Raw genomic sequence first — 26,107 nt, forward strand, 5'->3', positions numbered from 1 at the left:
GCCAAAAAGGTTATTCTGATGATGCTACCAATGGCTATTTATCAGATTAATCAGCACTAAAACTGGTAACATTTCCATCAACAAAAGAAAGCGCTTACATTTTTACCTAAAAAACCGGTTGAAAAATAAAATAAATATAAACAATAAGTTAAATTGAATGAACACAATTCCCTAGCACGATGGTTAACGAAATGTAATAATTTAAACTTGTTTTTGTTGACTAAGGTCACAATTTACACTAGTTTTATGTAAGCGCTTACATTAGCTGTTTTATATGACAACAATTTATAAATAATGATTGCAGCGCCGATGGAGAATTACAAAAAACGATTTGCGCCCAACTCGCAATATTGAAAGAAATAAATCTAGTCAATGGGGATTTCCTAGATGAAAACAAGAACATTTAACAAAACCAAGCTTGCGACCAGTTTATCGCTTGTACTTGGTATGAGCAGTATCCTACCAGCTCATGCTGCAGATGAAGTCAGCGAAGAAAATATCGAAGTCATTTCGGTTACTGGTATTCGTGGCAGTTTAATTAAATCAATGGATGTGAAGCGTTCTTCAAGTGGCGTTGTAGATTCTATTTCTGCTGAAGATATTGGTAAATTTCCAGACACTAACCTAGCAGAGTCGCTACAACGTATTACCGGTGTATCGATTGACCGCTCTAACGGCGAAGGCAGTAAAGTGTCTGTGCGTGGTTTTGGCCCTGACTACAACTTGATCACCCTCAATGGTCGTCAAATGCCAGTCACTACTGGCACTCGCTCATTTGACTTTGCTAACATCGCATCTGAAAGTATCAGCGGTGTAGAAGTCCATAAAACCAGCCAAGCATCAGATTCTACCGGTGGTATCGGCTCAACTATCAATATTTTGACTCATAAGCCATTGAACTCGCCAGGTCTTAAAGCGACTGTTGGCGTTAAAGCCGTTGATGACAAATCAACTGATAACGGTTCAGTGACACCTGAGGTATCTGGCTTATATTCAAATACCTTTGCCGATGACACCTTTGGTATTTCATTGTCTGCAAGCTACCAAGATCGTGAAAGCGGTAACCAACAAGCACAAGTCGGTACCGGCTGGCGCACATTCCCAGGTACCGCAACTAATGCCAGTGAATGGGGCGGCGTAGCCAACGACAACACCCAGGTTAACCGTCCTGGCGATGATGATTTCTATTCAGTGCCACAAACTACTGTGTATCGTTTTGAAGAACAGCAACGTACTCGTACAAACGGCCAGCTAGTTCTGCAATACAGCCCTATCGACACCGTTACCGCGACTTTAGATTACACCTACATGCGCAACGATATCGACACTCAATCAAATGACGTATCAGCATGGTTTAACTTTGTTCCATCTGAAAACGTATGGTCTGATGGTCCTTATGCATCACCGCTTATTTATTCAGAAACCTACGACTCACCCGCTGACTTATCAATGGCCGCCGGCGATTATGGCGTACGTAACGAAAGTGGTTCATTAGGCTTCAACATCGAGTGGCAAGCAACAGATAACCTAAAGCTAACCTTTGATGCGCACAACTCAGTGGCAGAAAACAAACCCAACAACCTTTACGGTTCAAGCAACAATTTAAGTACAGCAGCGTTTATCCGTACTAGTGCTGCAACCGACTTTAGCGGTGACTTACCGGTACTTGCAGTGGGCGGCGGTAACGCTGTAACCGCGGCAGATATGATGGTAACCGGTTCAGTATTTACCAACTCACGTAACAAGTCTGAAATTGACCAGTATCAATTTGACGGCGAATACTACCTTGAAGATGCGGGCAGCATTGATTTTGGTATTGCGTTAACAAACGTCAACAACCACTCTCAAAGCGTTAACGTGCAACGTAACGATTGGGGTGGCGTAGGTTCTGCTGGTGATTTAGATGATGCCTGGTTCCCTGCTGATACCATTCAAGATAAATTTGATGCCAATGGCGGTGATTTCTCACTTGCTGATGGTAACTTCGATATCCTAAATACTATATTCATGTGGGATTTTGCCTCAGTACGTGATTACGCAGCAGCAAATTATGCCTCTTCTGTTAGTGGTGATTGTGGAAATGGCTTCTGCCCGTCAACTAACTATGCAGCTGAAACAGATCGTTATACTGAAGAAGAATCACAAGCGATTTACGTACAGTACAACTACGAAGATGAAATTTCTGGTATGCCGTATGACGTGCATTTCGGACTGCGTTATGAACAAACTGATGTCACCTCAACCGCTGCAGTTGCCGGTTATGATGGTGCGGATTGGATTGCCGAAACAGAGATTGCGTTATCACCTACTGGTGAGCAAGTCTTTGAAACTAAAACCGGTGATTATGACTATGTACTGCCAAGCTTTAACTTCAATATTGAAGTGGTAGAAGATGTCATGCTCCGCGCTGCATACAGTGAAACCATTGGTCGTCCTAGCTACACAGACATTCAGGGCGGCACAGTATTAGCCACACTGGCTAACCGGACTAACGGTGGTGGTTCAGCGGGTAACCCAACATTATTACCGCTAGAATCTGAAAACATCGACTTCTCGGCAGAGTGGTATTACGCGCCATCAAGCTACGTCTCTGTGGGATATTTCCGTAAAGACACACAAAACTTTATCAGTGTTGATCCAGTTGCAACCACTAATGGTATTTACAACCCAGCATCGGGCGATTTATACAAAGCGGCTGTTGCTGCAACAGGCACAACGGAAGCGGGTGCAGTACGCGATTATATTTTCGCAAACTTTGCTGATAATGCTGCAGTAGATGCAACCAACCAAATCATTAGCGGCAGTGCTGCCAACAATGATGAGTTGTTAAACTTTAATATCAACACTCCATTGAACAGTTCAGAAAACTCAGTCATTGACGGTTGGGAATTTGCAGCGCAGCACTTCTTCGGCGAAAGCGGAGTGGGTGTGATAGCAAACTACACATTAGTTAACAGTGATTTAGCGCTAGTCGGTATCAGTGATACCGCCAACGCTGTATTAGTGTACGAAAACTATGGCTTCCAGGCTCGTGTGGCTTACAACTGGCGTGACGAGTTCTTAAGTTCAACGAGTCAAGGTACTGGTTTATTCCCTCAGTACACTGAAGCTTACTCGCAAATTGATTTGTCAGTCAGTTATGACATCGAGCAAGTTGAAGGCTTAACCGTGTTTTTCGAAGGACTTAACATTACTGAAGAGTATGTTCGTGTACACGGACTGGCTGACGAGCAAGTGTTAAATCTAACCGAAACGGGCGCGCGCTATAGCATTGGTGCTCGTTACACTTTCTAAGTGATAACCCACTTGATGTTTTATCCCGTCTTACCTCAGTTTGAACGGAATACATCAAGGCTCTATTTAGGTCGTTGAGGTGCACAAACTTTGTCACCTCTTTTTATTGCAAGATATTGAGTAACAAGGACGTTACTATTTTTATTAGGGATTTGCTCGTTTTTATATTGAAATTAGCACCCAGCCCAATTAAAACAAATAATTGAAAAAGCTTACATTTTACAAAATTCTACTTATGATGTTTCTGATGCGAATAAAACATCATAGAATCGTTAAAATAACAATAACGCCCAAAGCGTAGGTAGAGATAATGCAAAAACCAATCACCCAAATAGTCATTGTTGGTGGCGGCACCGCCGGTTGGATCACCGCAGGATTACTGGCGGCTGAGCATAATGTCGACAAGGGCGTATTGGCTAACTCTCCTAAGCTCAACATCACCTTAATTGAATCGCCCGATGTAGCCACCATTGGTGTAGGTGAAGGTACCTGGCCTTCAATGCGCTCAACCTTGAGCAAAATAGGCATTGATGAAAATGACTTTATTCGTTGTTGTGATGCCAGCTTTAAACAAGGCTCTCGTTTTATCAATTGGCGCACAGATACCGCCACAGCACAATCAACACAATCGACACAAACAAACAGCTACTTGCACCCTTTTAGCCTGCCACATGGACATCAAGAACTCGATTTATGCCCATTTTGGTTACCTCACTCAGAGCAAGTGAGCTTTGCGCAGGCCGTCAGTAGCCAGGAAGTATTATCACAGCTCGGTTTAGCGCCAAAAACCATCTCATCAGCGCAATATCATTTTCAAAATAATTACGGTTATCACCTCAATGCAGGCAAATTCAGCCAGCTGTTAAGCGAACATTGCACCCAAAAGCTGGGTGTAAAACATATTCGCGATCATGTCTGCCAGATTATAAATAATGACCAAGGCGATATTGATAAACTGATAACCAAAGAGCATGGTGAAATTAGTGGCCAATTATTTATCGACTGTACTGGCGTTAAATCATTGCTATTGGGCGAGCATTTACAAGTCCCATTTTTATGCCAAAAATCCGTATTATTTAATGACAGCGCCTTAGCGATGCAAGTGCCTTATGAAGACACTACAACCGCGATTGCCTCTTGTACTCACTCAACTGCACAGCCAAATGGTTGGATTTGGGACATTGGTTTACCTACCCGTAAAGGGGTCGGTTATGTGTATTCATCAAGCCACTGTAATGACAGCCAAGCTGAGCAAGTGCTACGTGATTACTTAACAGCCAACGGCACCAGTAATGAACTCGCCTCAAAACTTGAGCCGCGAAAGCTCAATATTAGCCCGGGTTATCATGCTAAATGTTGGCAAAAAAATTGTATTGCCATTGGAATGGCCGCTGGATTTATCGAACCGTTAGAAGCCTCAGCTCTTGCGTTAATTGAATGGACTGCTACCACAATAGCACAGCAATTACCGCCCAACCGCCAGGTGATGGACACGATTGCAGAACGAGTCAACTTACGTTATCAGCAGCATTGGCAACAAATCATCGACTTTTTAAAGCTGCATTATGTCATTAGCCAGCGTGAAACTGATGCCTATTGGCGCGATCATCGTGACAGCAGCTCAATACCCGAACGTTTACAAGCACAACTGGAATTATGGCGTTACCAGGCGCCAAGCCAACATGATATTAGCTATAAAGAGGCGCTCTTCCCAGCCGCCAGTTTTCAATATGTGCTCTATGGTATGGGCTTTCAAACTCAGTTACCAAGCCATGTAAAACCGTCTATGCAACAGCTTGCACAACGACTGTTTACCGATAATCAACAACGCACTCAAGCATTAAGCAAAAGCTTACCGAGTAACCGGGCACTACTAGATAAAGTGGCTCAATATGGTTTTCCTAAGCTTTAATGAGATTGATTGACATAAATGACATCACGTACAAAAATCATAACAATATACTGTATTTGAACGAATAAAATAGGATTTAACATGAGCCAACATGTACTACTTAACAGCATCGATCATAAAGACTTAAAGGTGAACACCAGCCGTTCTGCCGCATTAGGTGACAACCTTTGGTATACCGTGACATTCCCGCAAGAGTTTCGCAGCATTCAGGCTCACTACCCTATTTTCTTTCACAAAGATGTCGCTACAGGTCAATTTTATTCGGTAGCCTTATTTGGGTTTGCACAAAATGAAAATCTGTTTTTAACAGAATCTGGCTGGAATGCCGCTTATGTGCCGCTCAGTGTGCGCCGCCAACCTTTTTTAATCGGCCAACAAACCGTACGTGAAGATGGCTTAGAGCGTCAACAACGGGTGATTCATGTAGATTTAGATCATCCGAGAGTCAGCCAAACTGAGGGCGAAGCGCTGTTTTTACCTTATGGCGGTAACACTCCGTTATTAGATGAAGTCGGCGAAATGTTGGAAATCATTCATCACGGACTTATCGACAGCCAGCGTTTCATTAACGTGTTAATTGAGCATGAGTTACTCGAGTCATTTACCTTAGACATCGAACTCGACAACGGCCAAAAACATCAAATGATTGGTTTTTACACCATTAACGAAAACACCTTAGCCACACTCCCCGCCGACACGTTAGCCACCTTGCATCAACAAGGTTACTTGCAAGCCATTTATATGGCGCTAGCATCACAGAGCACAGTCCGTGATTTGCTTAACCTTAAAAATGCTCAAGGCTAAGGAACCGCGCAGATGTCCAATGACACATTAACAGCCGTCGACTGCGTCAGCGATTGGACGTTAGCGCAAGTCATGACGCACATAGAAAAAGCCGACAAACCCATGGTATTTAAAGGGTTGTGTCGTCATTGGCCTTTAGTGCAGGCAGGGCTTGAATCGGCCGACAAGGCGTTAGATTACCTGCGCCAGTTTTATCAAGGTTATGCCGTTACCGCCTATCACTTAGCACCAGAGCAACTAGGCCGAGTGTTTTATAATCAGCAGCTTGATGGCTTTAATTACCAGGCTGGCCGGCTTGATTTCAATCAACTGTTAGCACGCTTACAACAAGAAAATGCCAGCGAAAATCCTGCCGGCATTTACATGGGTTCTACTGATATTCATCAATGCCTGCCAGGGCTTGGTGAACAAAACAGCCTTAATTTACAGCCTATCAATCCACTGACCAGTATTTGGCTAGGTAACAAAACTAAAGTGGCGGCCCATTTTGACTTTCCGCTAAATCTTGCCTGCAACGTAGTGGGTAAGCGCACTTTCACCCTGTTTCCACCAGATCAAATCAGTAACCTGTATGTTGGCCCAATGGAGTTTGCTCCTGGCGGGCAGGATATCAGCATGGTGGACTTTGATAACCCAGATTTTGAGCGTTTCCCCAAATTTCAACAGGCGTTAGATGCGGCGTTAACCGCTGAATTAACGCCCGGAGATGTATTATTTATTCCCAGTATGTGGTGGCACCATGTACGCGGCATTGACGATATCAATGTACTCATTACTCACTGGTGGCGTGATACGCCGGGTTACTTAGGTCGCCCTAATAACGCATTACAGCACAGCATGTTAAGCCTACGGTCCTTGCCAAAGGCGCAGCGCCTAGCGTGGAAAGCTATGTTCGACCATTACATCTTTGAACATGATGATGTAGACGACAGTTATATCCCAGATAACGCTAAAGGCATGCTAACTAAACCGTTAGATGACTTAAATGCCCGTAAGTTACGCGCAGATTTAATCAATAAATTAAAACGATAATGCTGACTACAGCAAAAACTAAGATATTAAACAGGATGCCCAAGATGAATAAATCAATCAAAAAAGTCGTCATTGCTGGCGGTGGCACTGCAGGTTGGATGGCCGCAGCCGCGTTTAGCAAGCTCATGGGCAAAAACCTAGATATTGTATTAGTTGAATCAGACGACATTGGCACTGTCGGTGTTGGCGAAGCCACCATCCCTACGTTACACATTTTCCATCGATTATTGGGTTTAAAAGAGCAAGATGTCATGGCCGCCACCAATGCCACGTTTAAACTGGGGATCCAATTCGAAAACTGGCATGACGTGAATAAAGATTATTTGCACTCGTTTGGATTTTTAGGCAAAGACTGCTGGGCTTGTGGTTTTCAGCATTTTTGGCTTAAAGGCAAGCAGCAAAATATGGTCAGTGAAATCGGCGATTATTGCACTGAGCATTTAGCCGCTCGTCAGGGACGCTTTGCGGTATTACCCAATCAAGATTACAACCACGCTTATCATATGGACGCCAGTTTATACGCCAAATTCTTACGCAAATTTGCCGAGCAACATGGTATGACACGCATCGAAGGTAAAATTGCTGATGTATTGCAGCATGATGATTCAGGCAATATTAAAGCGTTACAGCTTGAAAGTGGCGACATCATTGAAGGTGATTTATTTATCGACTGCACCGGTTTTAAAGCCTTACTGATTGAACAAACGTTAAATACCGGCTTTGAAGATTGGAGCCATTGGCTACCTTGCGACAGTGCAATAGCGGTTCAAACCGAAGCCGTGCAACAGCCTATTCCTTATACTCGCTCGATTGCCCGTGAGTCAGGTTGGCAATGGCGCATTCCGCTACAAACCCGTACCGGCAATGGTTTAGTGTTTTGCAGTAAATTTATGTCTGATGCCGACGCCACCGCGTTACTGCTCAATAACATTGAAGGGCAACCAATAAATCAACCGCGAGTGATTAAATTCAAAACTGGCACGCGTCGCCAACATTGGAACAAAAACTGTGTTGCAATTGGCTTATCAGCAGGCTTTTTAGAGCCTCTAGAATCCACCAGTATTCATATGATCCAGCGCAGTATCGTGCGTTTACTGCAACTGTTTCCGGCGCATGGCGTCATTCAAGCTGACGTCGATGAATTTAACCAACAAACCAAAATTGAAATGGACAATATTCGCGACTTTATTATTTTGCATTATAAAGTCACCGACCGTGAAGACAGCCGTTTTTGGCGTTACTGTAAAAACATGCCAATTCCCGCCTCATTGCAGCATCGTATTGATATGTTTAGTCAATCTGGCAAAGTCTATAAATACGGTAATGAGCTGTTTGGCGAAAGCTCGTGGATCCAGGTCATGATGGGGCAAGGTTTGATACCTAAAGAGTATCATCCGATTGTCGATTTAATGGAACCCGCTGAGTTGCAAAGCTTTTTAAATAACATTAAAGCCACGGTTAAACGCAAAGTAGATACCCTGCCCGCGCATCACGACTTTGTACAACACTATTGCATGTCAACGGCAATGCAAGTCAAAGATGATGCAAGGGTAAGCTAACGATGTCGTCGCAATCAGCCACTCAGCCTATAGTACAGGTCAATCACATTTCACCTCAGGTGCAGTTGATTGGCCAACAACAAACGCCGGTTATTGTGCTTGATAATTTTGCAGGTGATATCTCTGAGTTAATTGATATCGCAATTAATGACAGTCAATTTAACCAGGATAAAAGCTCGTTTTATCCTGGGCAGCGGACGGCACTGCCAAGACAATATATTATCGATGTGCTTGATGCGGTATTTCAGCTTATTTACGATGTGTATCGTATTCCAACAACTCGGCGCTTAAAGCCACAACAAGGGGTGTTTTCGTTAATCGATACCCAGGAAAAAGACCTAATACCACTGCAATGTTTGCCCCACTTTGATACACCTAATCCGTATTACTTTGCCATTTTGCATTATCTTAATGACGGTCCCCATGGCGACACCGGATTTTTTAAGCACAACACCAGCGGTTTCGAACGGATTAATAACGACAATATTGACTCATACTTTAGCCAAGCACAGCCTTTTGTTGATCAAATAACCCAATCAAGTCCGCGTTATTGTGTTGCCAGTAATGAGCATTACAGCTTGTATCACCAGGTAGAATATCGGCCAAATCGTGTGGTGATTTACCCCGGTAACTTACTGCATTCAACCCTAGTCAATCCAGATAAAGACATCGATGCTAACCCGAAAACCGGTCGCCTTACCGCTAATCTATTTATCGATTTTCAGTCAACTAGCGCTCAATAAACCCTTTTAAGCATTCAGTCAGTTGTTGCGCTAACCCAGCCTCTCCCGCTTTTTCAAGCAATAACGCCACGCATTCTGCGGTGCATAACCCGCCCTCAAGCTGATTTCGCCTTAACGGATAAATAGAGGCATGTGTTGGCTGTAATCCCACTTTAACTACGCTTTTAAGATATGGGCTTTGATTATACATTTTACGGGCTTCTTGCCAGGTGGCATCAAGCAACAGCAAATACTCGAAGGATTGAGCGGAGTCATTAGCGGTGATATTGACACTCGCTGTAGCGTCTAAATTTAATTGTGCCGAATCATCATCGGTTGGAAACACTAAGCCCACACATCCTCCCTCAATGGCCGCTAGTAATGCCGCATCAGGCAGCTTACGATGCCACTCAATCACACGAGCACGCTCGCCTAACACTTGCAGCACTAATTGGCCTGTGTTATTGGCACGAAGCAACTCTCTTGAGTGGGTTAATAAGATGAACTGCACAACAATCCTTAAAAAGTGCTATACGCATGAATAATCAAGCAATGTAACACATTTTGAAAGGCGCTATTAGACATAATGAATTACACAATTGATACTTTTTAGCACCATCCTAATGGCATTTTTATGACCCATTTACGCTATAATCGCCATCAATCGGCAGGTGTGCCATCCATCATAATAAAAACCGAACTGAAGAACATTAATGGCTTACCCACAGATTATCGCATTATTTTTTACCATGATTATTTTGGCCATTGTACCTGGCCCTGCGGTTTTTGCGGTGGTGTCTCGCTCATTTTCTAATGGCTTTTCTCATGGCGTCGCGATGACAATTGGAGTGCTACTTGGCGATTTTCTGTATATCTTATTAGCCCTGTTTGGATTGTCTGCCATAGCCAATCCAATGGGGCCTGCATTTGAACTGATAAAATATGCCAGCGCCTTATATTTGTGTTGGCTTGGCATCAGTATGCTTCGCGCGACAGCGCATGGCGTTCAACTCGTTGAGACGGCCAAAGTCAGCTTAACTAAAAATGTATTCACTGGCATTTTGATTACTTTAGGTAACCCTAAAGCGCTGATTTTCTATGTGAGTTTTTTTCCCGCATTTGTGCCAATGAACCAGGTCAGCTTTTTGGACGTCATCATTATTTTAACCATTGCCACTTGTGCTTTTGGTTCGGTAAATCTCGGTTATGCTTACCTGGCATCGAGTGCGAAGCGAGTGTTTACCTCAACAAAAGCTGCCAACATCATTAATCGCACCGCGGGCAGTATTATGTTGCTTGCAGGCATCTTGGTTGCCATTACCTTATAGGATTTTCAATGACTGCTTTACGTTTTACCCCCTTAACTTTAACCAGCGGATTAACCTTCAAAAATCGTTTAGTGGTACCGCCTATGGCATCACAAACGGCAGACGTTAATGGTTTGGCAACCGAAAAAACCTTTAGCCATTATCACAATTTAGCCCAATCGGGTGCAGGCCTTGTGATGGTTGAATATAGCCATGTGAATTTGGCAGGGCGAAGTGAAACAAACCAACTCGGTGCGTACGATGATGCGTGTTTACTAGGGTTAACCCAGATAGCCAGTACACTGCATAATGCTGGCGTTAAAACGGGCTTACAAATTACCCATTGCGGCGGTAAAGACAGTGCCGGTATTAGCAGTGATATCATGGGCCCTTCTGGTATTACCGTACCCGCATACGACCGTGTGTTGCCGACGCCTCGGACAATGACATTAGGTGATATCACGACTTGGCAACAAGACTTTGTGGCGGCAGCAATACGCGCCGATAAAGCCGGTTTTGATTTAGTTGAAATCCACTGTGCCCATGGTTATGGGATTAATCAGTGGTTATCGCCATTGACCAATCAACGTCAAGATAAATACGGTGGCAACCTTGAAAACCGCGCCAGAATATTAATTGAAATAGTGACTCAAATTAAACAAGTCGCACCAAGACTAGCCGTTATGACGCGTATTCCGGGCCAAGATGGATACCCAGGCGGCTTATCTCATGCAGACATGGCACAAGTGAGCCAATGGTTAGTGGCTGCTGGCGTTGAAATCCTTAATGTATCGTCAGGTATTGGTGGTTGGAATCGACCTAAAGATAAACGCGGCGAAGGCTTTTTAGTTGAAGATGCCGCGCCGTTAACAGGCACCACCACTGCGGCGGTTATTGGTGTCGGCGGCATTGAAAGCGTGGACTATATCGAAACGATTTTGGCCACCAAGCAAGTAGATTTAGTCGCAGTAGGCCGGGCGATTTTAGCGGGCCCAAGTGAGTTTGCTAACAAGGTGATGCAAGGCTAGTCATTATCTGGCGCATTGACCATCGGCGATATGATGCCTTTAAAAATCAGCGGGTAGCGTCTTACTCGCTGACCAACATCGTCACTCATCACCTGTTTGTAGAGCAATTCAATATCATCATTGTCTTCAAATACCAGTAGCAGTCTATCTATGGCGGTGTGTAAGCCTTTTTTCAAAAAGGGTTGCGCCTGAAATTCAGCAATGTTGTGTCTCACAATAGCGATTTTTTCAGGATGACGGCGCAGCTCAACAAACACTTGCTCAAAGTAATCCATGTGCAGCACAGGTGTAGCACGATTGCCACGTCTTGGCCTTGGTGCACCAGAACCTCGTTTAAAATACATTGCTGGCAATGCCGTAACCTCATATTAACTAACTGTTAAACCACTATAAATAAACATATATACACAGGGCAACGACCATATAAACAACGACCGTTAACTCAATAGCGCCAATAAATCTTCGGCGTTACCTTGCCATGGCCCTTGAGTACCATCCGATAAAATACTGTCTGCCAAACCTTGTTTATGCTGCTGCATTTCCTGGATTTTCTCTTCCACCGTACCTTGCGCAATTAACTTGTACACAAATACCGGATTGAGCTGGCCAATACGATGCGCGCGATCGGTTGCCTGACGTTCTGCAGCAGGATTCCACCAGGGGTCGAAATGAATAACGGTATCGGCAGCCGTTAAGTTAAGCCCCGTACCGCCCGCTTTTAAGCTGATGAGAAATACCGAGTTGTCGCCCTCTTGAAACGCATCTATTTGGGTTTGTCTGTCGCGCGTTTGACCGGTTAATTTACTGTAGCTTATTGCCATGGTTTTTAATTCATCTTCAATCAGCGCGAGCATACCTGTGAATTGACTGAAAATAAGGATTTTGCGACCCTCTTCAATCATCTCGGGCACATTTTGAATTAACCAGGTGAGTTTAGCGTTGTCTTTAACTTGCTGTGCTTGCTCAAGTTTAACAAGGCGGGGGTCGCAACAGGCCTGGCGTAATTTTAATAATGCATCTAAAAACTCAATATGACTGCTCGACACGCCTTTTTTAGCAAACAGTTCGCGCAGCTTTTTCTCCATCACTAGGCGGATAGACTCGTACAAGTTACGCTGATCTTTCTCAAGCTCAAGTGTTTGGATAATCTCGGTTTTTTCTGGCAGTTCAGACACCACTTCTTTTTTGGTGCGCCGCAACATAAACGGTGAAATACGCTTGCTCAGCAATACTGATTTTTCAATATCCGCTTGTTTCTCAATCGGACCACGAAACTCTTTATTAAAGTAACTGTGCTGACCTAATAACCCCGGTAAACAAAAATCCATTAACGATTTCAGCTCGCCCAAGTGGTTTTCAAGCGGCGTCCCAGACAAACACAAACGAAACTTACCCTTTAAGGTTTTGATCACCTGGGTAACTTTAGCCTGGGCGTTTTTAATCTGCTGTGCTTCATCCAAAATAATATGGTCAAACACATAATCACCGTAAATAGCTTCATCGCGCAGCATTAGCGGATACGTTGTCACCACGACATCAAAGTCATTAATTTGATCTAACAATGGCTGGCGCTTATTACCATGAATAACCACCACATTGAGCGACGGAGCAAACTTGTTGGCTTCTTTAAGCCAGTTGCCCACTAAGCTGGTTGGACACACAATTAAGCTGGTGCGATGTTCAGTCGCATCTTGTTTCGCTTTAAGTAAAAACGCTAAGGTTTGGATGGTTTTGCCTAAGCCCATGTCGTCGGCCAAAATCCCGCCCAGTTGGTACTCTTTTAAAAAGCATAGCCAATCAAAACCTTGTTTTTGATAGTCGCGTAATGTGGCGTTTAAGCCCGCAGGTAACTCAACTTCTGTTACCCCTTTGAATTCCGCTAATTTTGTCGCAAGATTGCGCACTCGTTCGCCATTAAGCAAACGTACATCGCTGGCAGATAAGTCATTAAGGATGTGGGCTCGGTTTCGCGGTATCGCAATATGATCGCCAGAGTGACGATTAAACAATTCTTGAATAATCGAAATCAATGGCTTAATGGTTTTGGCTTTAATTTTAATAAAGCCGCCATTTGGGCCAGGAAGAATTAACTCGTCGTCATCGGCTGGCTCACCGTTTTGTTGTAACCAACGAGCAACTAAGGCTAATAACGGTACATTTTGACCTTCAATATCGGCGCTCAGTGATAATGAAAACCAGCCAGACTCATCATCGTCGACCAAATCAACATCTAACTGAGCATCGACAATTTTTAAATCAAAATCATCTTCAAACTCAATTTCTACGCCCAATGCGGTTAACGCATCTAAACCGCTTTCCGTTAAATCAGACCATTCAAAAATCGATTCAGGTAATAAGCCAACACTTAAAAAATACTCAGGCTGCTTGCCATATTCGCTCGGAATAAACGTCACTAAACCGGCTTCAGTCAAGGCTTGTAATATGGCTAACTCTTGATCGACATGGCGATGCACTTGATATTGAACACTGCCCTTTTTAACCAGACTAATACGTTCTGGTTTCAGTGAAGCATTAAAACTGATATTGCCATAATGTTGCTCAACCCGAATGACCGGTTGCAGTATGGGATTATTAGCATAGATTTCACGGGTAAAAATCAGTTTCGTGTTAAGTGGGTCGTTAATTTCACAAAAATCGATTTCGCTAGGTACGGGCACGGTTTTAGGTGAAAAATGCTGCAACATTTTGTGGCTAATCTGGTCCACTTGCGCCAATGGCACAGGCGGCATATGTTGCAATAAACTGATTTTTTTCGCCGATAAATCGGTGTCGATTTTACCTAAACGCAAATAATCTAATTCAACATACAATGGCGGCTCAGTCGCAATAAACTCCCAGTTTTCAAGACCGGGCATGCGCATTTGCATTTGTGTGTGTTTTTTATCAAGCTCACACCAGATAAACTCTGGCGCGATAGATTTAGCCCAGGTTAACGGGGTACGATTTTCTTCCCAAAAACACACTTGATCCGCCAGCATTTTGACCAACGCAAGGTATGAAATCTCACCGTCGATGTAGATTTTAGAACCTTGATTATTAGACGAGAGTAATAAGCTAATGATTTGTTTATCGTCGGGGGCAATCCACCACGGCATACTGTAGCGAATGTCGGTTAACGCCAGCTTACTGCCTTTATTATATTGACCTTTTTTATTGAGCTTACTGCGTTTAAATTCGACAAAGATACCGTTAGGGTCGTTTGACAGCACATAAATAATGCGGTCTTTTTCTTCTTCCTCATCTTCAAACTCAGTCACCGTTTTTTGTTCATCAAGCTGGCGCAACCACTGGTGAATGCGTTGCTCTTCTACCGGTTTTTTATCCACCAACGCTAACATTGCGGCAGCAACGTGTTTGCAATTTGTGCGCACGGGACAAGTGCAGTGCGATCGCATCACTATTTTGTGGTTAACATTGACGAGGGTGATTTCTTGGCGGTATGGCTCTTCAGCAGAACCTTCAACATAGGCTTCTATATCATGATTATCACTGCTGGCGCTCACTTCTAATACTCGACCCTGGATCAAGTAGTTTTGTGCTTTTTGAATTTGCGTGGCCGAGAACAGTTTCGCAATCATCTCTAATGAAAGCTTAATGGGAAGATTAAACAGTTTCGCCGACATCAATATACCTAATAAAAACCGAGCAGAAAAATCATCACTGCTGATAAAAAGTTAACTTACCATTCTATGGAAGAAAGCATGCAATATCTAGCTTTTGCGTGTTGTTATGCGTTAATTAACCACGAATAAACGTAAATGCCGTTTGCATCTTGATACGTTGATGATAGAAATTCGGTTTACCCTTTGGCGCTCAATTCAATTATTTAACTGAGGGCAAGCTTAGAATGTGTTCACAAGAGGGCATGACTTTGCTGCTAAGGCGCAAAATACTGTGCCTTGTGAGTAGCGGTTTCGCAGGATTGGCTTGATATGAATAGCGCCAAGGAATAGCACTATTCACTGAAAATGGCGTGTAACCATCAGCCAAGATTAACTGGTGGTTCAGAGATGATCGGTTAAGCGTGACTCACCTCTTGGTAAGCTTTTAGTTAACCCACTGCTCAGCAATGATAATGATGCTTAAAAATATCAATGCTGGCGATAAAATGAATAGCGTTTTTAAGCGCGTAAGCTGCTGACGCATTTGTTGTAATTGCGGGTCGTCAATACTCGCGAGTTTACCTGAGTGAAACGATTCCATCACAAACAACGATGTATTGCGTTGCCCTCCTCCTGCACTGCGGCCAAGCGCCTCACAATGTTGATATTCATCTTGATAATGTTGTTGAATATATAAGTAAATACCATGAGTACATTGGTTGAGTTTATAAACCGCAAATATCGCGGCAATGAGCGTCACTATTGTCCCAATAATTGTAATCAATACGACTCCTACCTTTATTTCATTCAATATTAGCGCCACCAGCGTGCGAGTAAAACAGCAACTGCCGATGGCATTCTTATTTGACCTGATAGTGATTAATACTATGCTTGGCTCTTGAGACGATTTAAAACGAGCGCTTAACACTAACGCTAACGCTCAAGGTTAATCATTCAGGTTAATCATTGGTTAAAAACGCTCAACAGACCATTGAATCGCCATAATACCAATCGCGACAGAACCGACTTGCATTCCCCACACCCGATACCATCGTTGATGACGGCAAAAAACCAGTATGGGTAACACTACGGCTAAAATCGCTAACTGGCCCACTTCAACACCTAGGTTGAACGCTAAAATGGCCAGTAACTTTTGGTTTTCAGGTAATCCCAACTCACCGAGCACACCGGCAAACCCCATCCCATGAAGTAAACCAAAGCCAAATGTTATCCAGCCTAAACGCAATACAATAGGCCAAATATTATTAAGCGCTGCAAATAAGACCGATAAAGCAATGCCAAGTTCAACCCAATGGCTACTAAAATCTAAAATACCTAATGCTGTGGCCGTTAATGTTACCGAGTGAGCCAAGGTAAACGCAGTAATAATCCATGCGGTCTGTTTGATAATTTTTATTGGGCTTTCAATTGCCTGCCAGCTTTTTTGCTCACGAATAAGCACGCAAGTTAATAATAAGGCCAATAAAAATAAAATATGATCAGTACCTTTCCAAATATGAATCACACCTTGATAAACATATTCTGTGAAGGTGTCGTAGGTTGAGCTCTCAGCTAAATTAATCAGTAATGTACGGTTATCATTACTGATCACTCGGGTGTATTGATGCTCAGGCGTATCAATCGTCACAATCGATTTATGGTCAGTATCGACCTCAAAAAAAGCTTGATAATCGATTTTAAGCGCACCATCACCCTGGCATAGGCCATTAAATGATGCGACTAAATAACCTTCGTTAAAATGTTGGTCCACTTGCTGGGCGACATCAAACACCAATTCACAGTCTTGATTGCGGTTTATGATTAAATTTGATTGTAAATAGTGGGTCACCGCAAGCTGATTGCGTTGTAATTCGCCCCAGGTTAACTGACCATTTTGATTCTGGTCGATATCAATCACTTGATAAAGATCGAAAAAGCGTACTTGCCACGCGCCCTGCAATTGCCCTTGTTGATCTAAGTTTACCGACAAATAACTGGTACTCATTTGATGAGCAACGCTGGCATGACTGATAATCAACAAACCGATTAATGCGATACTTTTAGTTGCGGTCATTAACCACTTAGATAGGTTCACAGTGTATTCCTTTTTACTGGTTACGGCTTAAACCGTCTCTTTGGTTTGTTGTTTGAGCAATAAACGCGCTTCTTCAAGCAAAGTGCGATCATTAATTTGCCTTGCAATACGCCAGTTTACTTTGGCCCAGTACAGTGCTTTTGTTGGTTGCACATCGACATATAAATAATATTGTGCCAACTCCGAGGCGTGTAAGCTGTCTTGTCTTTGTTCACGCAGCTCGACACGTTGCGCAAAGGCCCATTGCCATTCAACAGATCCCTTAAGCACCTTTTCTGCCCTTGCTAAACGCAGCAAGAGTGCATCATCTTGTATAGGATTTCCGTTAACAATATCACCTAATGTATCAACAACTTGCTGATGTTGCTGTAAAGACATTTGCACATCGGCCCACAGGGCTAATAAGCTCACCGGCGCACGTTGTAAGTCGACCTGGTTTAAATACGCTAAGGCACTCTCAGCAAGATCTTGTCGCATGGCCATATCTGCTAATATTTGCACTATCCAATATTGTTCTTGTTCATTAATGGGTTGATATAAATTGTATAATCGCGCCAACTCTTTGTAGCTTTCTGGCAACTTACCATTTTGCCCTGCCACTTCTAACGCGCAGGTCGAAATGAGTAAAATATCGGCTTTACCGATTAACGCCAAGCAGGCTTCGCGCGCACCGACGACATCACCTTGCACTAAATGAATATTGGCTTTTAATAACCAGCTATTAACGGCTAACGGGTCTAAGGTAATTGAGCGTTCTAATGCCTTAATCGCTTTAGAAAATTGATGTTGATGCTGTAACACACGCGCATACAAGTAAAAGGTTTGCGCATCAGGACTTTGTTGACTCATTTTGGCTTGCAACAATGCTTTGGCACGGCCATAACGATAATCGGCCTCACCAGGATATTGCCCCTGCTCAATAAACTCGCTAATTTGAGCTAGGCTAACCTCTTGATTTGCATTATTTGCATAGGTGGGTGAATCGTCAAGTACCTTCCAGGTTGCAATGACTTCATCTTGCGATGCTGGCGTGTATGGCGCAGCCACACTGTTATTTGCAAACACGATACCCAGCCCCATCAAGGCGGTTAATGTTGTGCGTATTATCCGAGTTGCTACACCTTGCATATATTCTCCTTAGTGCCATCCATGGCTATTTTCGTCCTGTTTTACAGTTAATTGATGCTTAATCTAGTAATAGATCGTCATAGAAGTTAGCTTCACTGACATCATTACTGACATCGCGACCATTAAGTCGTAACGGCTCATCGTTAGCATCTTGTGAAAATGCCTGACGACTCAAACTTGAAAACTGCAACTGTTGTGCTTCAATCGTCACCATGACGGTGGCATTAACAGAGTCATTAATGCCGTCAGTCACGGCAATGGTAAAGCTATCTGTACCGGTGACCTCCGTGTTTGGCGTATACGTAAATTCGCCATTGGGTGTTAAGCTCACCATGCCCAAAGTCGGTTGTTGATTTAAGGTAAACCCTAAAACATCGCCGTCGCCGTCGCGGGCTGTAATTTTCGCCATCACTGCCGTTTCGGTTTCTGTGGTTAACATGATGTCGTCAACCTTTGGCGCTTTATTGACGGCATTTTTGTTATGGTCGTCTGAGTTACATCCAGCCAGCAAACCAGCGCTTAATAGGCTAGTTAACAGCAAGGATTTAGTGATAGATTTAGTCGATGTGTTCATTATTGACTCCTTATTTTGAACCCGACAATGGCGTCGCTAAGTAAGGGAAGTGATCCATCATCATGCTTGCATTAACCGGAGCACCATCGGTAAATGGCACGTTACCGACACTGGCATCATCTTTAGTACACAAGCCTAAGTCTGTGTCTGTTCCGTTAACAGGGATGGGATAACATAAACGTCCCATCACCACACGCAGCGCAATATCCACCACGTCATCACCTGGGCGACGACCATTTGGGAAACCGGCTAAATCATCGCCAGCAACACCAAATGCAGATTGCATTGCTTGTGGCTTAGCGGGAATACCGGTATTTAAACGCAGCATTTCTGATGGCGTCACGGTTTCAAGTTGGTTAACACCAGCAAAGCCGGTTAAAAAGGCGGTGACTAAATCTGTTCGTGGAAAGTTTGTTGGTGCTAGGGTTGCAATATTGGCACCCAGCGTTTGATTAACCGCATCTTTAAACAGAATGTTTAACAGCTCAGGTAAGCTTGGGTGAGTGACATAATCAGCAAATTGAGTATCATCTTTTGGATGCGCACTCGAGAAGGTGTCTTTGTCTTTTAAGCCAATCACCAACTCATTAACCAATGGATTACCTAAACGAGATACCTGAGTTAATGCACCACCGTTAACCTCCGTTTTACCGTTTTTAGCGTTCGGGTTTAAAATGCGTGCTTGCGGTAAGCTCGCAGTAGTCCACGCACCAATCGTGCCGTTACCCTGGGTGGTTAAACATGACTTGGGTACTTCAATCGACAATGCGGTGACGTTTTTATCTATCAAGTCATCGTTGTCACTTGATTGGGTAATACCGCCAGGGAATCCGCCCTGATCGCCCGCACCAGGAGCACTGTCGCCTTCAACAGGCACGTAGTTAACTAAATCAAAGGTTTTACCTAGGTTAACCACAAACGGGTCTTTACGTTGGCCAACAAACACTTTGGCAGGACTTTCACAGCCCTCTATAGCAAATTCATACACAAATTGGCTGGCGTAGTCGGCATAGGCCGCGGTATCACCAAAACTTTTATTACCGATATAATCAAGCGGCTTATTGAATGTGGTGCCACCAGCACTGTGACTTAATACCGTGGCATTACCGTCCATTTGCGCGCCTTTTACCAAACTCAATTGATAAGATTCAGTAAAGTTTGCAGCGCTTTGATCGCCTGCGCTAATGGCACCCACATTTTTAAGCGGCACGGCAACGCTGCGTTGATTACCGGCAGGCCCAACCGTCAAAGCAATACCTTGATTATTATTGGCGAGCTCGTTGGTAAATTGAAATTGGAAGGTTAAATCTTCTATCGCATCACCGTCATTATCAATGTGGATGCTGTATACCGCGGCGGGGTCCATTGCGTAATAGTTAGGTCCACCATAAGCATCTTGCAGGGGAATATAATTGGCGATTAACGTGACGTATTCTTCGCGTCCCGCTTCGTAACTGTTAAAGGCATAAAAATCGGTCGAGTCTAATGTTGGCATACGGGTAATGTTTGGTGCTTCTCGGTGGCTTGATGCTAAGGCGTTAGCGCCTAGTAAGCTGCTACAAACGAGACTTGCGATGAGCGATACTTTGAGTACTTGCATGACTATGTCCTTGTTGTTTTGAGTAGAGTCATGTCAATAAACGGATGAGATGCGATATTGGATGCAATAAATGAGATTTAATTTTTACACTTCAGAAAAATTACATTCAATATATTGATTATAAAAGAAATAAACTTTAAAAATAAAATGTGCACATTCCGCTTAATCATAAAAAAACGGCCTAAATAAATTTAGGCCGTTATAAAGTGATTAAACTCATCACTCAAAAGCAATGATACCGCTTACCTGTGACTTAGCAGTTGTTGCTGGGTATTTGTTGCTGAGTATTTGTTGCAGAGTATTTGTTGCTGAGTATTTGATATTTAGAACTTTATACTTCAACTTGATACTTCTACTTGGAACTATAAGCTGGAACAACAAGCGCTAACTGCACCTGTAACGACAAGCTTTAACTACAAATTTCAACTACAAATGTTAACTACAATATGGCTAACTCTGCGGTGTAGAGCACCTCTGTCGGCAAGCCATTTGGCGAACCATTTAACGGTTCTAAACTGACCGCTAATGCGACAATATCAACCTCATCAAATTGGCTGTTTTTAGGCAACGATAGTTGACCTGACTTTGGCAACAAGCCTAGTGATATCGGGTTTTCAACACCTTTAGCAATCATCCATAACTCATAATCTTTATTGGCCAGTGGCGTAAAGTTACTGGTTGAGCGCACTTCAATACTGCGTTCAGTCACTTCAATTAACCATAAGGCTTGCGATTCAGCGCCTTGCACTACGGCCATCTGCTGGGCAACGGGTAAATCAATGGATTGTTGTTTAACTAACACGACGGCCAAGATAATTGCAGCAGCGGTAGCAAACGATGCTGCCCCCTGCCATAAGCGAGTCTTAAATGATGACAATGACACCACATTTGACTGAGGTGATGTTGATGGCGCACTGGTTTGCACATCTGCAGTATCAGTTGCAGCACGCGTGTCGATATCGGCATTAGCCACGGTAAAACCAAGGCGTTGGCTGATGTGTTGCCACACAGCCTGTTCAGGTTCAACTGGGGTTAAACATTCGTTCATGCCATGTAAATGTTGCTCCCACAACCAGGTACTTTCACGCAGGCTGGGGATCTGCATCATCAAGGTTTGAAAGCGGCGACGAGCCTGGCCACGTAATGTGCCCAAAACGTATTCGGCGGCTAATGCATCTCGTAATTCGGGGTCGCGATAATTCATAATGCTAAACACCTCTGCAATTGTTGTAAGCCTCGACGGATCCAGCTTTTAATCGTGCCCAATGGTAAGTCTAAATGCCCAACCACTTCATGGTGGGTTAAGCCGTTGTAATAGGCTAAATGAATGGCTTGTTTTTGTTGAGGTTCAAGCTCACCCATACAATCATCAAGCTTGGTCTTAGTGATATCAGGCCCTTCATCTGCCCCCTCTCCTGACATAGGAGCCTCGAACATGGCTTCTTGGCCATCTTCAAATTGATCTTCTTTACGCACTTTGTGATATCGCAGCATGTCTAGTGCTCGGTAACGCACAATGCTAATCATCCACGTGAGTACCAGGCCTTTACCGTGTTGATACTCGGTCGCGTTATGCCATATTTTGACATAGGCTTCTTGCAAGGCTTCTTCGGCAAGTTCTCGCCTGCCGAGCATTTTTAAACTCACGGCAAATAACTGGCCAGACGTCTGTTTATACAGATTTGCAAAGGCTTGTTTATCGCCTGCGGCAGTTGCACTAAGCAACCCTAATAACGTGTCTTGTTCCATAGTCAACGATGCTTCCTATTGGTAGGTCTGCTGGCAAAAATAACGGCCCAATAAATTCAATACGTCGCAACAGCCCTTTTGGATGCATCATTTGAAAAATAAAATGTAGCAATCAAACTGAGCAATCAAACTGAGCAATCAAACTGAGCAATCAACCTCGGCGGCACAGTTGAAAATAGAAAGTTGAATACTGAAAGTTGAGCCATAAAAAAACACCCTCACTTTGCAATGAGGGTGTTTTCGTTTAAAAAATAACTGACATCTACACTTATACCCAATCAACTTGAAGATCCGTGTTTCAGAGCTTCACCGTGTTTTCAATACTAGGCGCGTTAATGCGGTAATGTAGGTACCTTATAAATTAGCGCAACAACGCTCTTGATTTAATAATCAGGGAAACACGGTGAAACTCCCAAAGGGCAAGTTTTACACGTGTTTATGCTGCGTTATTGATTTTGGAAAGGGAACGACCATTACCCGCAATCAATGCCTTGCCTAAACGCGTGTAAATTCTTGCTGAAATCGAGCATCTTCAGGTTGTTTGGGTATAAGATAAACAGTACAGATTAGCCTTGCAGTAAATACTCTTCGGCTTTTTCGATGCTGCGTGGTTTACCCACTAACATCAAAATATCATTACGCCTTAAAATCCAATCTAGCGGTGGAGGGTCCATTTCTTCTCCGCGGCGTCGCACAGCTCTTAATTCGACATCTAAAGTTTGCCACGGAATATCGGCAATGGTTTTCCCCACGGCACTGGCACCCGTGGCTAACGACACCGCATGCAATAAGTCGAGGGTGAAATCGGTTTCGGTGCCGGAAAAAAAGCCGTGTAAATACTGGTAATGGTTACGACGCTCCGATTCTAGGCGTTTAATAATCCGCGCTAATGGCACGCCGCATTTAAACAATACCTGCGACACCAACATTAAACTGCCCTCAAGCGACTCAGGAATAACTTGAGTCGCCCCTGCCTCTTTAAGCTCATGTAAGTTTGAATCATCGCGAGTGCGCACTAAAATTTTCACTTCGGGAGCGAGCTTTCTGGCTACTGCAAGACACTCTTCTGATTGCCTTGGCTCGCAAAATGTTACGACCACCAAACTGGCCTGACGAATGCCCATTTTCTTTAATAACGCCATACGGCAAGCATCGCCAAAATAGATATTCTCTCCAGCGGCTCGAGCTTCAGTTACACGTGTAGGATCGAGATCGAGCACGATATACGGCACAGCCTCAGTTTTTAAAAAGCGCGCTATGGTTTGCCCTACCCGGCCGTAACCTAAAATCAGCACTAAATCGCTGTCATCGCTAATGGGTAAATTAACCTCTAATGGTTCATTTTGCGGCTTTTTATGGCCTCCCGTAAGCTTTTTAGCAATATCAATACTGTGACGAATAAGCCACGGCGCTATCGACATTGAGATAACCGCAACTGCCACGAGAACCGTGCTGACTTCGTTTTCGAGTAATTGGTAATTCACTGCCAGTGCTAATAACACAAAACTGAACTCACCGACTTGAGCCAAGCTGATAGCGGTACTTAATGCAATTTTGCCGTTCTCGCCCACCAATTTCAGTATGCCATACACAATCAACGCTTTAGCCAACACCACACTGACTAAAATCAATAACACTTGCCACCAATATTGCATGACTAAGTTAAAGTCGAGCAGCATGCCTATCGAGATAAAAAACAGCCCCATAAGCAAATCACGAAATGGCCTAATATCGGCTTCTAATTGTCTACGGTATTGGCTTTCGCCCAATAACATGCCGGCAATAAATGCCCCTAATGCCATGGATAATCCTAGCCACTGGGTAAATGCACCGGTGACCAACGCCACAACCAAAGTAGACAGTACAAATAACTCGTTTGAACGTGAGCGCGCGACTTCATCGAAAATACGCGGCAATATCCATTTACCAAACGACATTAAGCCTAAAAACGCCAAAATACCGGTTAGCAAGCCCCACGCAATCGCATTAAAGCTCATTTGGGTGCCATCATTGGCGAGTAACGGCATTACTATGAGTAAAGGCACCACGGCTAAATCTTGAAATAACAACACACTGACCGACAACTCACCGTGGCGTCTGCGTAACCAATTTTGTTCATTTAGTAATTTGAGCACAATGGCGGTAGACGACAACGCAATAGCCGAACCAATCAGCACCGCAGCCACCAGATTTTGGCCCACTAGCATGGCAATACCACCGGCAACCAATGCGGTGACAATCATTTGCGCACTGCCTAGGCCAAATACAGTGCGGCGCATTGCCCATAATCGCGGCACCGAAAACTCAAGCCCGAGAGTGAACATCAGTAAAACCACGCCAAGCTCAGCCACCGACTGCATTTGCAATTGAGTAAACCAATGAAAACCGCTCGGGCCGCTCACCACACCGGTTAACAAGTAAGCCAAAATGGCCGGCAAACCAAGGCGGCGCAACAATGCAATCGCCACAATCGCAATCACAAGCATTGAAAGAATATGAATAAAAATGCTGTGTTCCATTACGGTCTGGGTTCCTTGTCAAAAAAATGTCGAAAGGGAAATAAATGCTGTACCTCTTCTACAGTAAATCATCAAACAACTAATAACTATAGAATTTTTTTCATGGGCACGATTATTGCTACTAACAAAGTAATTAGTTGTCACGTACTGGAGAAAATACAATGGATTTTGCACTCGCTACAGAGTTTTATCCTGAAGATTACTGGTACCGTTCAGACGCTTACTTGAATATGGATTCTGAACTGGATCTGATTCAAGTAATTCAACAGCTACATGGAAGTTTAGATCCTAGGACAGTTTTTGCCTGTTTCGGCAAAATTCTAGGACAACATTTGCCGATTAAAGGATTACAGTTGACCCTAGACAAACAAAAATTTGTTTGGGGACGTCATTACGGTATTGAACTGCAACGCACTGTTGCAGATAAACAAGACCAATTTAACCTGGTTTATCAGCTTGCTATGCCACTGAGCACAGCTCAAGCGCATACGTTAAGCCGGTTAGAAGCGATGTTTATTCAGCCATTAAGCAATGCACTGAAGTATCAAAGCATGTCTAAACAAGCCATGTTTGATTCGTTAACAGGTTTGGGCAATCGCTATTATTATAATCAGGCGGTTGGTACTGCTTTAGCTCGCGCTAATCGCTACCAAGGCCATGTGTCATTAGTGGTGATTGATCTGGACAAATTTAAGCAACTAAACGACATACATGGCCATAAAGCCGGCGATTATGTTTTAGTGGGCTTTGCCGAATTAATTAACGAAGCCATTCGTGATACCGACCAGGCATTTAGAATTGGCGGTGACGAATTTGTGATTATCACTCAAGGTGACACACTAGCGGCAGAGATAGTCTGCCAACGAATTATTGACATGATGCCAAAACATGCTCAATTAACCGAATACGACATAAAATGCAGCTTAGGGATTGCCGAGGCGATTCCAGAGCAACTTGCTGATAATCTATACGAACGGGCAGATAAAGCCATGTATGCAGCAAAAGCGGCTGGGCGTAATTGCTATCGCATCGATGTAGGTGAACAAGCAGGATAGATATGTAGCTTAAAGTCTCGCTAAGGTGCCAGCACCATGGCGTTGGTTTGAATAGACAACTAATTAATTGAAAAAGCCCTTATCCAGTGGAATAAGGGCTTTTTAG

Annotated in this window: 20 protein-coding genes; 9 read left to right on the plus strand and 11 right to left on the minus strand. The window is 43.7% G+C overall.

Features of this window, described 5'->3' with window-relative positions; translation table 11 throughout:
- The first annotated feature begins 387 nt into the window (after positions 1-387).
- From AC19MX_RS01215 to AC19MX_RS01240, 6 genes are all read left to right on the plus strand, one after another.
- Positions 388-3,294: a TonB-dependent receptor gene (locus tag AC19MX_RS01215; protein WP_432401406.1), complete on the plus strand. Its 2,907-nt coding sequence runs from the start codon at positions 388-390 to the stop codon at positions 3,292-3,294.
- Positions 3,295-3,604: 310 nt separating this feature from the next.
- Positions 3,605-5,206: a tryptophan halogenase family protein gene (locus AC19MX_RS01220; protein ID WP_432401408.1), complete on the plus strand. Its 1,602-nt coding sequence runs from the start codon at positions 3,605-3,607 to the stop codon at positions 5,204-5,206.
- Positions 5,207-5,287: 81 nt separating this feature from the next.
- The gene (locus tag AC19MX_RS01225) at positions 5,288-6,010 is read left to right on the plus strand and encodes a SapC family protein (protein ID WP_432401410.1); all 723 of its coding nucleotides are present in this window, start codon (positions 5,288-5,290) and stop codon (positions 6,008-6,010) included.
- 72 nt (positions 6,011-6,082) lie between these two features.
- Entirely contained in the window at positions 6,083-7,042 is a 960-nt protein-coding gene (locus AC19MX_RS01230; protein ID WP_432401550.1) for a cupin-like domain-containing protein, read from the plus strand.
- A gap of 44 nt (positions 7,043-7,086) precedes the next feature.
- Entirely contained in the window at positions 7,087-8,601 is a 1,515-nt protein-coding gene (locus tag AC19MX_RS01235) for a tryptophan halogenase family protein (protein WP_432401412.1), read from the plus strand.
- A gap of 2 nt (positions 8,602-8,603) precedes the next feature.
- Positions 8,604-9,344: a DUF6445 family protein gene (locus AC19MX_RS01240; RefSeq protein WP_432401414.1), complete on the plus strand. Its 741-nt coding sequence runs from the start codon at positions 8,604-8,606 to the stop codon at positions 9,342-9,344.
- Here AC19MX_RS01240 and AC19MX_RS01245 read toward each other — a convergent pair.
- Positions 9,331-9,834, minus strand: a complete 504-nt coding sequence (locus tag AC19MX_RS01245) for a DTW domain-containing protein (RefSeq protein WP_432401416.1) — start codon at positions 9,832-9,834, stop codon at positions 9,331-9,333. The two genes, AC19MX_RS01240 and AC19MX_RS01245, sit on opposite strands and share 14 nt — an antisense overlap.
- Positions 9,835-10,036: 202 nt before the next feature.
- Here AC19MX_RS01245 and AC19MX_RS01250 point away from each other — a divergent pair, with 202 nt between their 5' ends.
- A complete protein-coding gene (locus tag AC19MX_RS01250; RefSeq protein ID WP_432401418.1) occupies positions 10,037-10,651 on the plus strand; it encodes a LysE family translocator in 615 nt (204 codons plus the stop codon).
- An 8-nt stretch (positions 10,652-10,659) separates the two neighbouring features.
- Positions 10,660-11,658, plus strand: a complete 999-nt coding sequence (locus tag AC19MX_RS01255) for an NADH:flavin oxidoreductase (protein WP_432401420.1) — start codon at positions 10,660-10,662, stop codon at positions 11,656-11,658.
- Here AC19MX_RS01255 and AC19MX_RS01260 read toward each other — a convergent pair.
- The 10 genes from AC19MX_RS01260 to AC19MX_RS01305 all read right to left on the minus strand — a co-directional run bounded on the left by AC19MX_RS01260 (position 11,655) and on the right by AC19MX_RS01305 (position 24,946).
- The gene (locus tag AC19MX_RS01260) at positions 11,655-12,002 is read right to left on the minus strand and encodes a hypothetical protein (protein ID WP_432401422.1); all 348 of its coding nucleotides are present in this window, start codon (positions 12,000-12,002) and stop codon (positions 11,655-11,657) included. The genes AC19MX_RS01255 and AC19MX_RS01260 overlap by 4 nt on opposite strands.
- A gap of 93 nt (positions 12,003-12,095) precedes the next feature.
- Positions 12,096-15,302, minus strand: coding sequence for a DEAD/DEAH box helicase (locus tag AC19MX_RS01265; RefSeq protein WP_432401424.1), 3,207 nt, complete (start codon positions 15,300-15,302; stop codon positions 12,096-12,098).
- 424 nt (positions 15,303-15,726) lie between these two features.
- Positions 15,727-16,065 (minus strand): hypothetical protein, encoded by a 339-nt coding sequence (locus tag AC19MX_RS01270; RefSeq protein WP_432401426.1) that lies wholly within the window; start codon positions 16,063-16,065, stop codon positions 15,727-15,729.
- Positions 16,066-16,251: 186 nt separating this feature from the next.
- On the minus strand, positions 16,252-17,355 hold the full coding sequence (locus AC19MX_RS01275) for a HupE/UreJ family protein (protein WP_432401552.1): 1,104 nt from the start codon (positions 17,353-17,355) through the stop codon (positions 16,252-16,254).
- A gap of 48 nt (positions 17,356-17,403) precedes the next feature.
- Entirely contained in the window at positions 17,404-18,504 is a 1,101-nt protein-coding gene (locus AC19MX_RS01280) for a tetratricopeptide repeat protein (RefSeq protein WP_432401428.1), read from the minus strand.
- Positions 18,505-18,562: 58 nt separating this feature from the next.
- Positions 18,563-19,078 (minus strand): Ig-like domain-containing protein, encoded by a 516-nt coding sequence (locus AC19MX_RS01285; RefSeq protein ID WP_432401430.1) that lies wholly within the window; start codon positions 19,076-19,078, stop codon positions 18,563-18,565.
- A 10-nt stretch (positions 19,079-19,088) separates the two neighbouring features.
- Positions 19,089-20,678, minus strand: coding sequence for a DUF4331 domain-containing protein (locus AC19MX_RS01290; RefSeq protein ID WP_432401432.1), 1,590 nt, complete (start codon positions 20,676-20,678; stop codon positions 19,089-19,091).
- A gap of 439 nt (positions 20,679-21,117) precedes the next feature.
- Complete coding sequence (locus AC19MX_RS01295) at positions 21,118-21,882, minus strand: anti-sigma factor (protein ID WP_432401434.1); 765 nt, start codon at positions 21,880-21,882, stop codon at positions 21,118-21,120.
- Entirely contained in the window at positions 21,879-22,427 is a 549-nt protein-coding gene (locus tag AC19MX_RS01300; protein ID WP_432401554.1) for a sigma-70 family RNA polymerase sigma factor, read from the minus strand. Before AC19MX_RS01300 ends, AC19MX_RS01295 begins: the two co-directional genes overlap by 4 nt.
- Before the next feature lie 566 nt (positions 22,428-22,993).
- Entirely contained in the window at positions 22,994-24,946 is a 1,953-nt protein-coding gene (locus AC19MX_RS01305) for a monovalent cation:proton antiporter family protein (RefSeq protein ID WP_432401436.1), read from the minus strand.
- Positions 24,947-25,107: 161 nt separating this feature from the next.
- Between AC19MX_RS01305 and dgcS the strand changes: the two genes are divergently transcribed.
- The gene (gene dgcS / locus AC19MX_RS01310) at positions 25,108-26,001 is read left to right on the plus strand and encodes a diguanylate cyclase DgcS (RefSeq protein WP_432401438.1); all 894 of its coding nucleotides are present in this window, start codon (positions 25,108-25,110) and stop codon (positions 25,999-26,001) included.
- Positions 26,002-26,107 lie beyond the last annotated feature (106 nt).

This window comes from Shewanella sp. MF05956 (assembly GCF_059758055.1).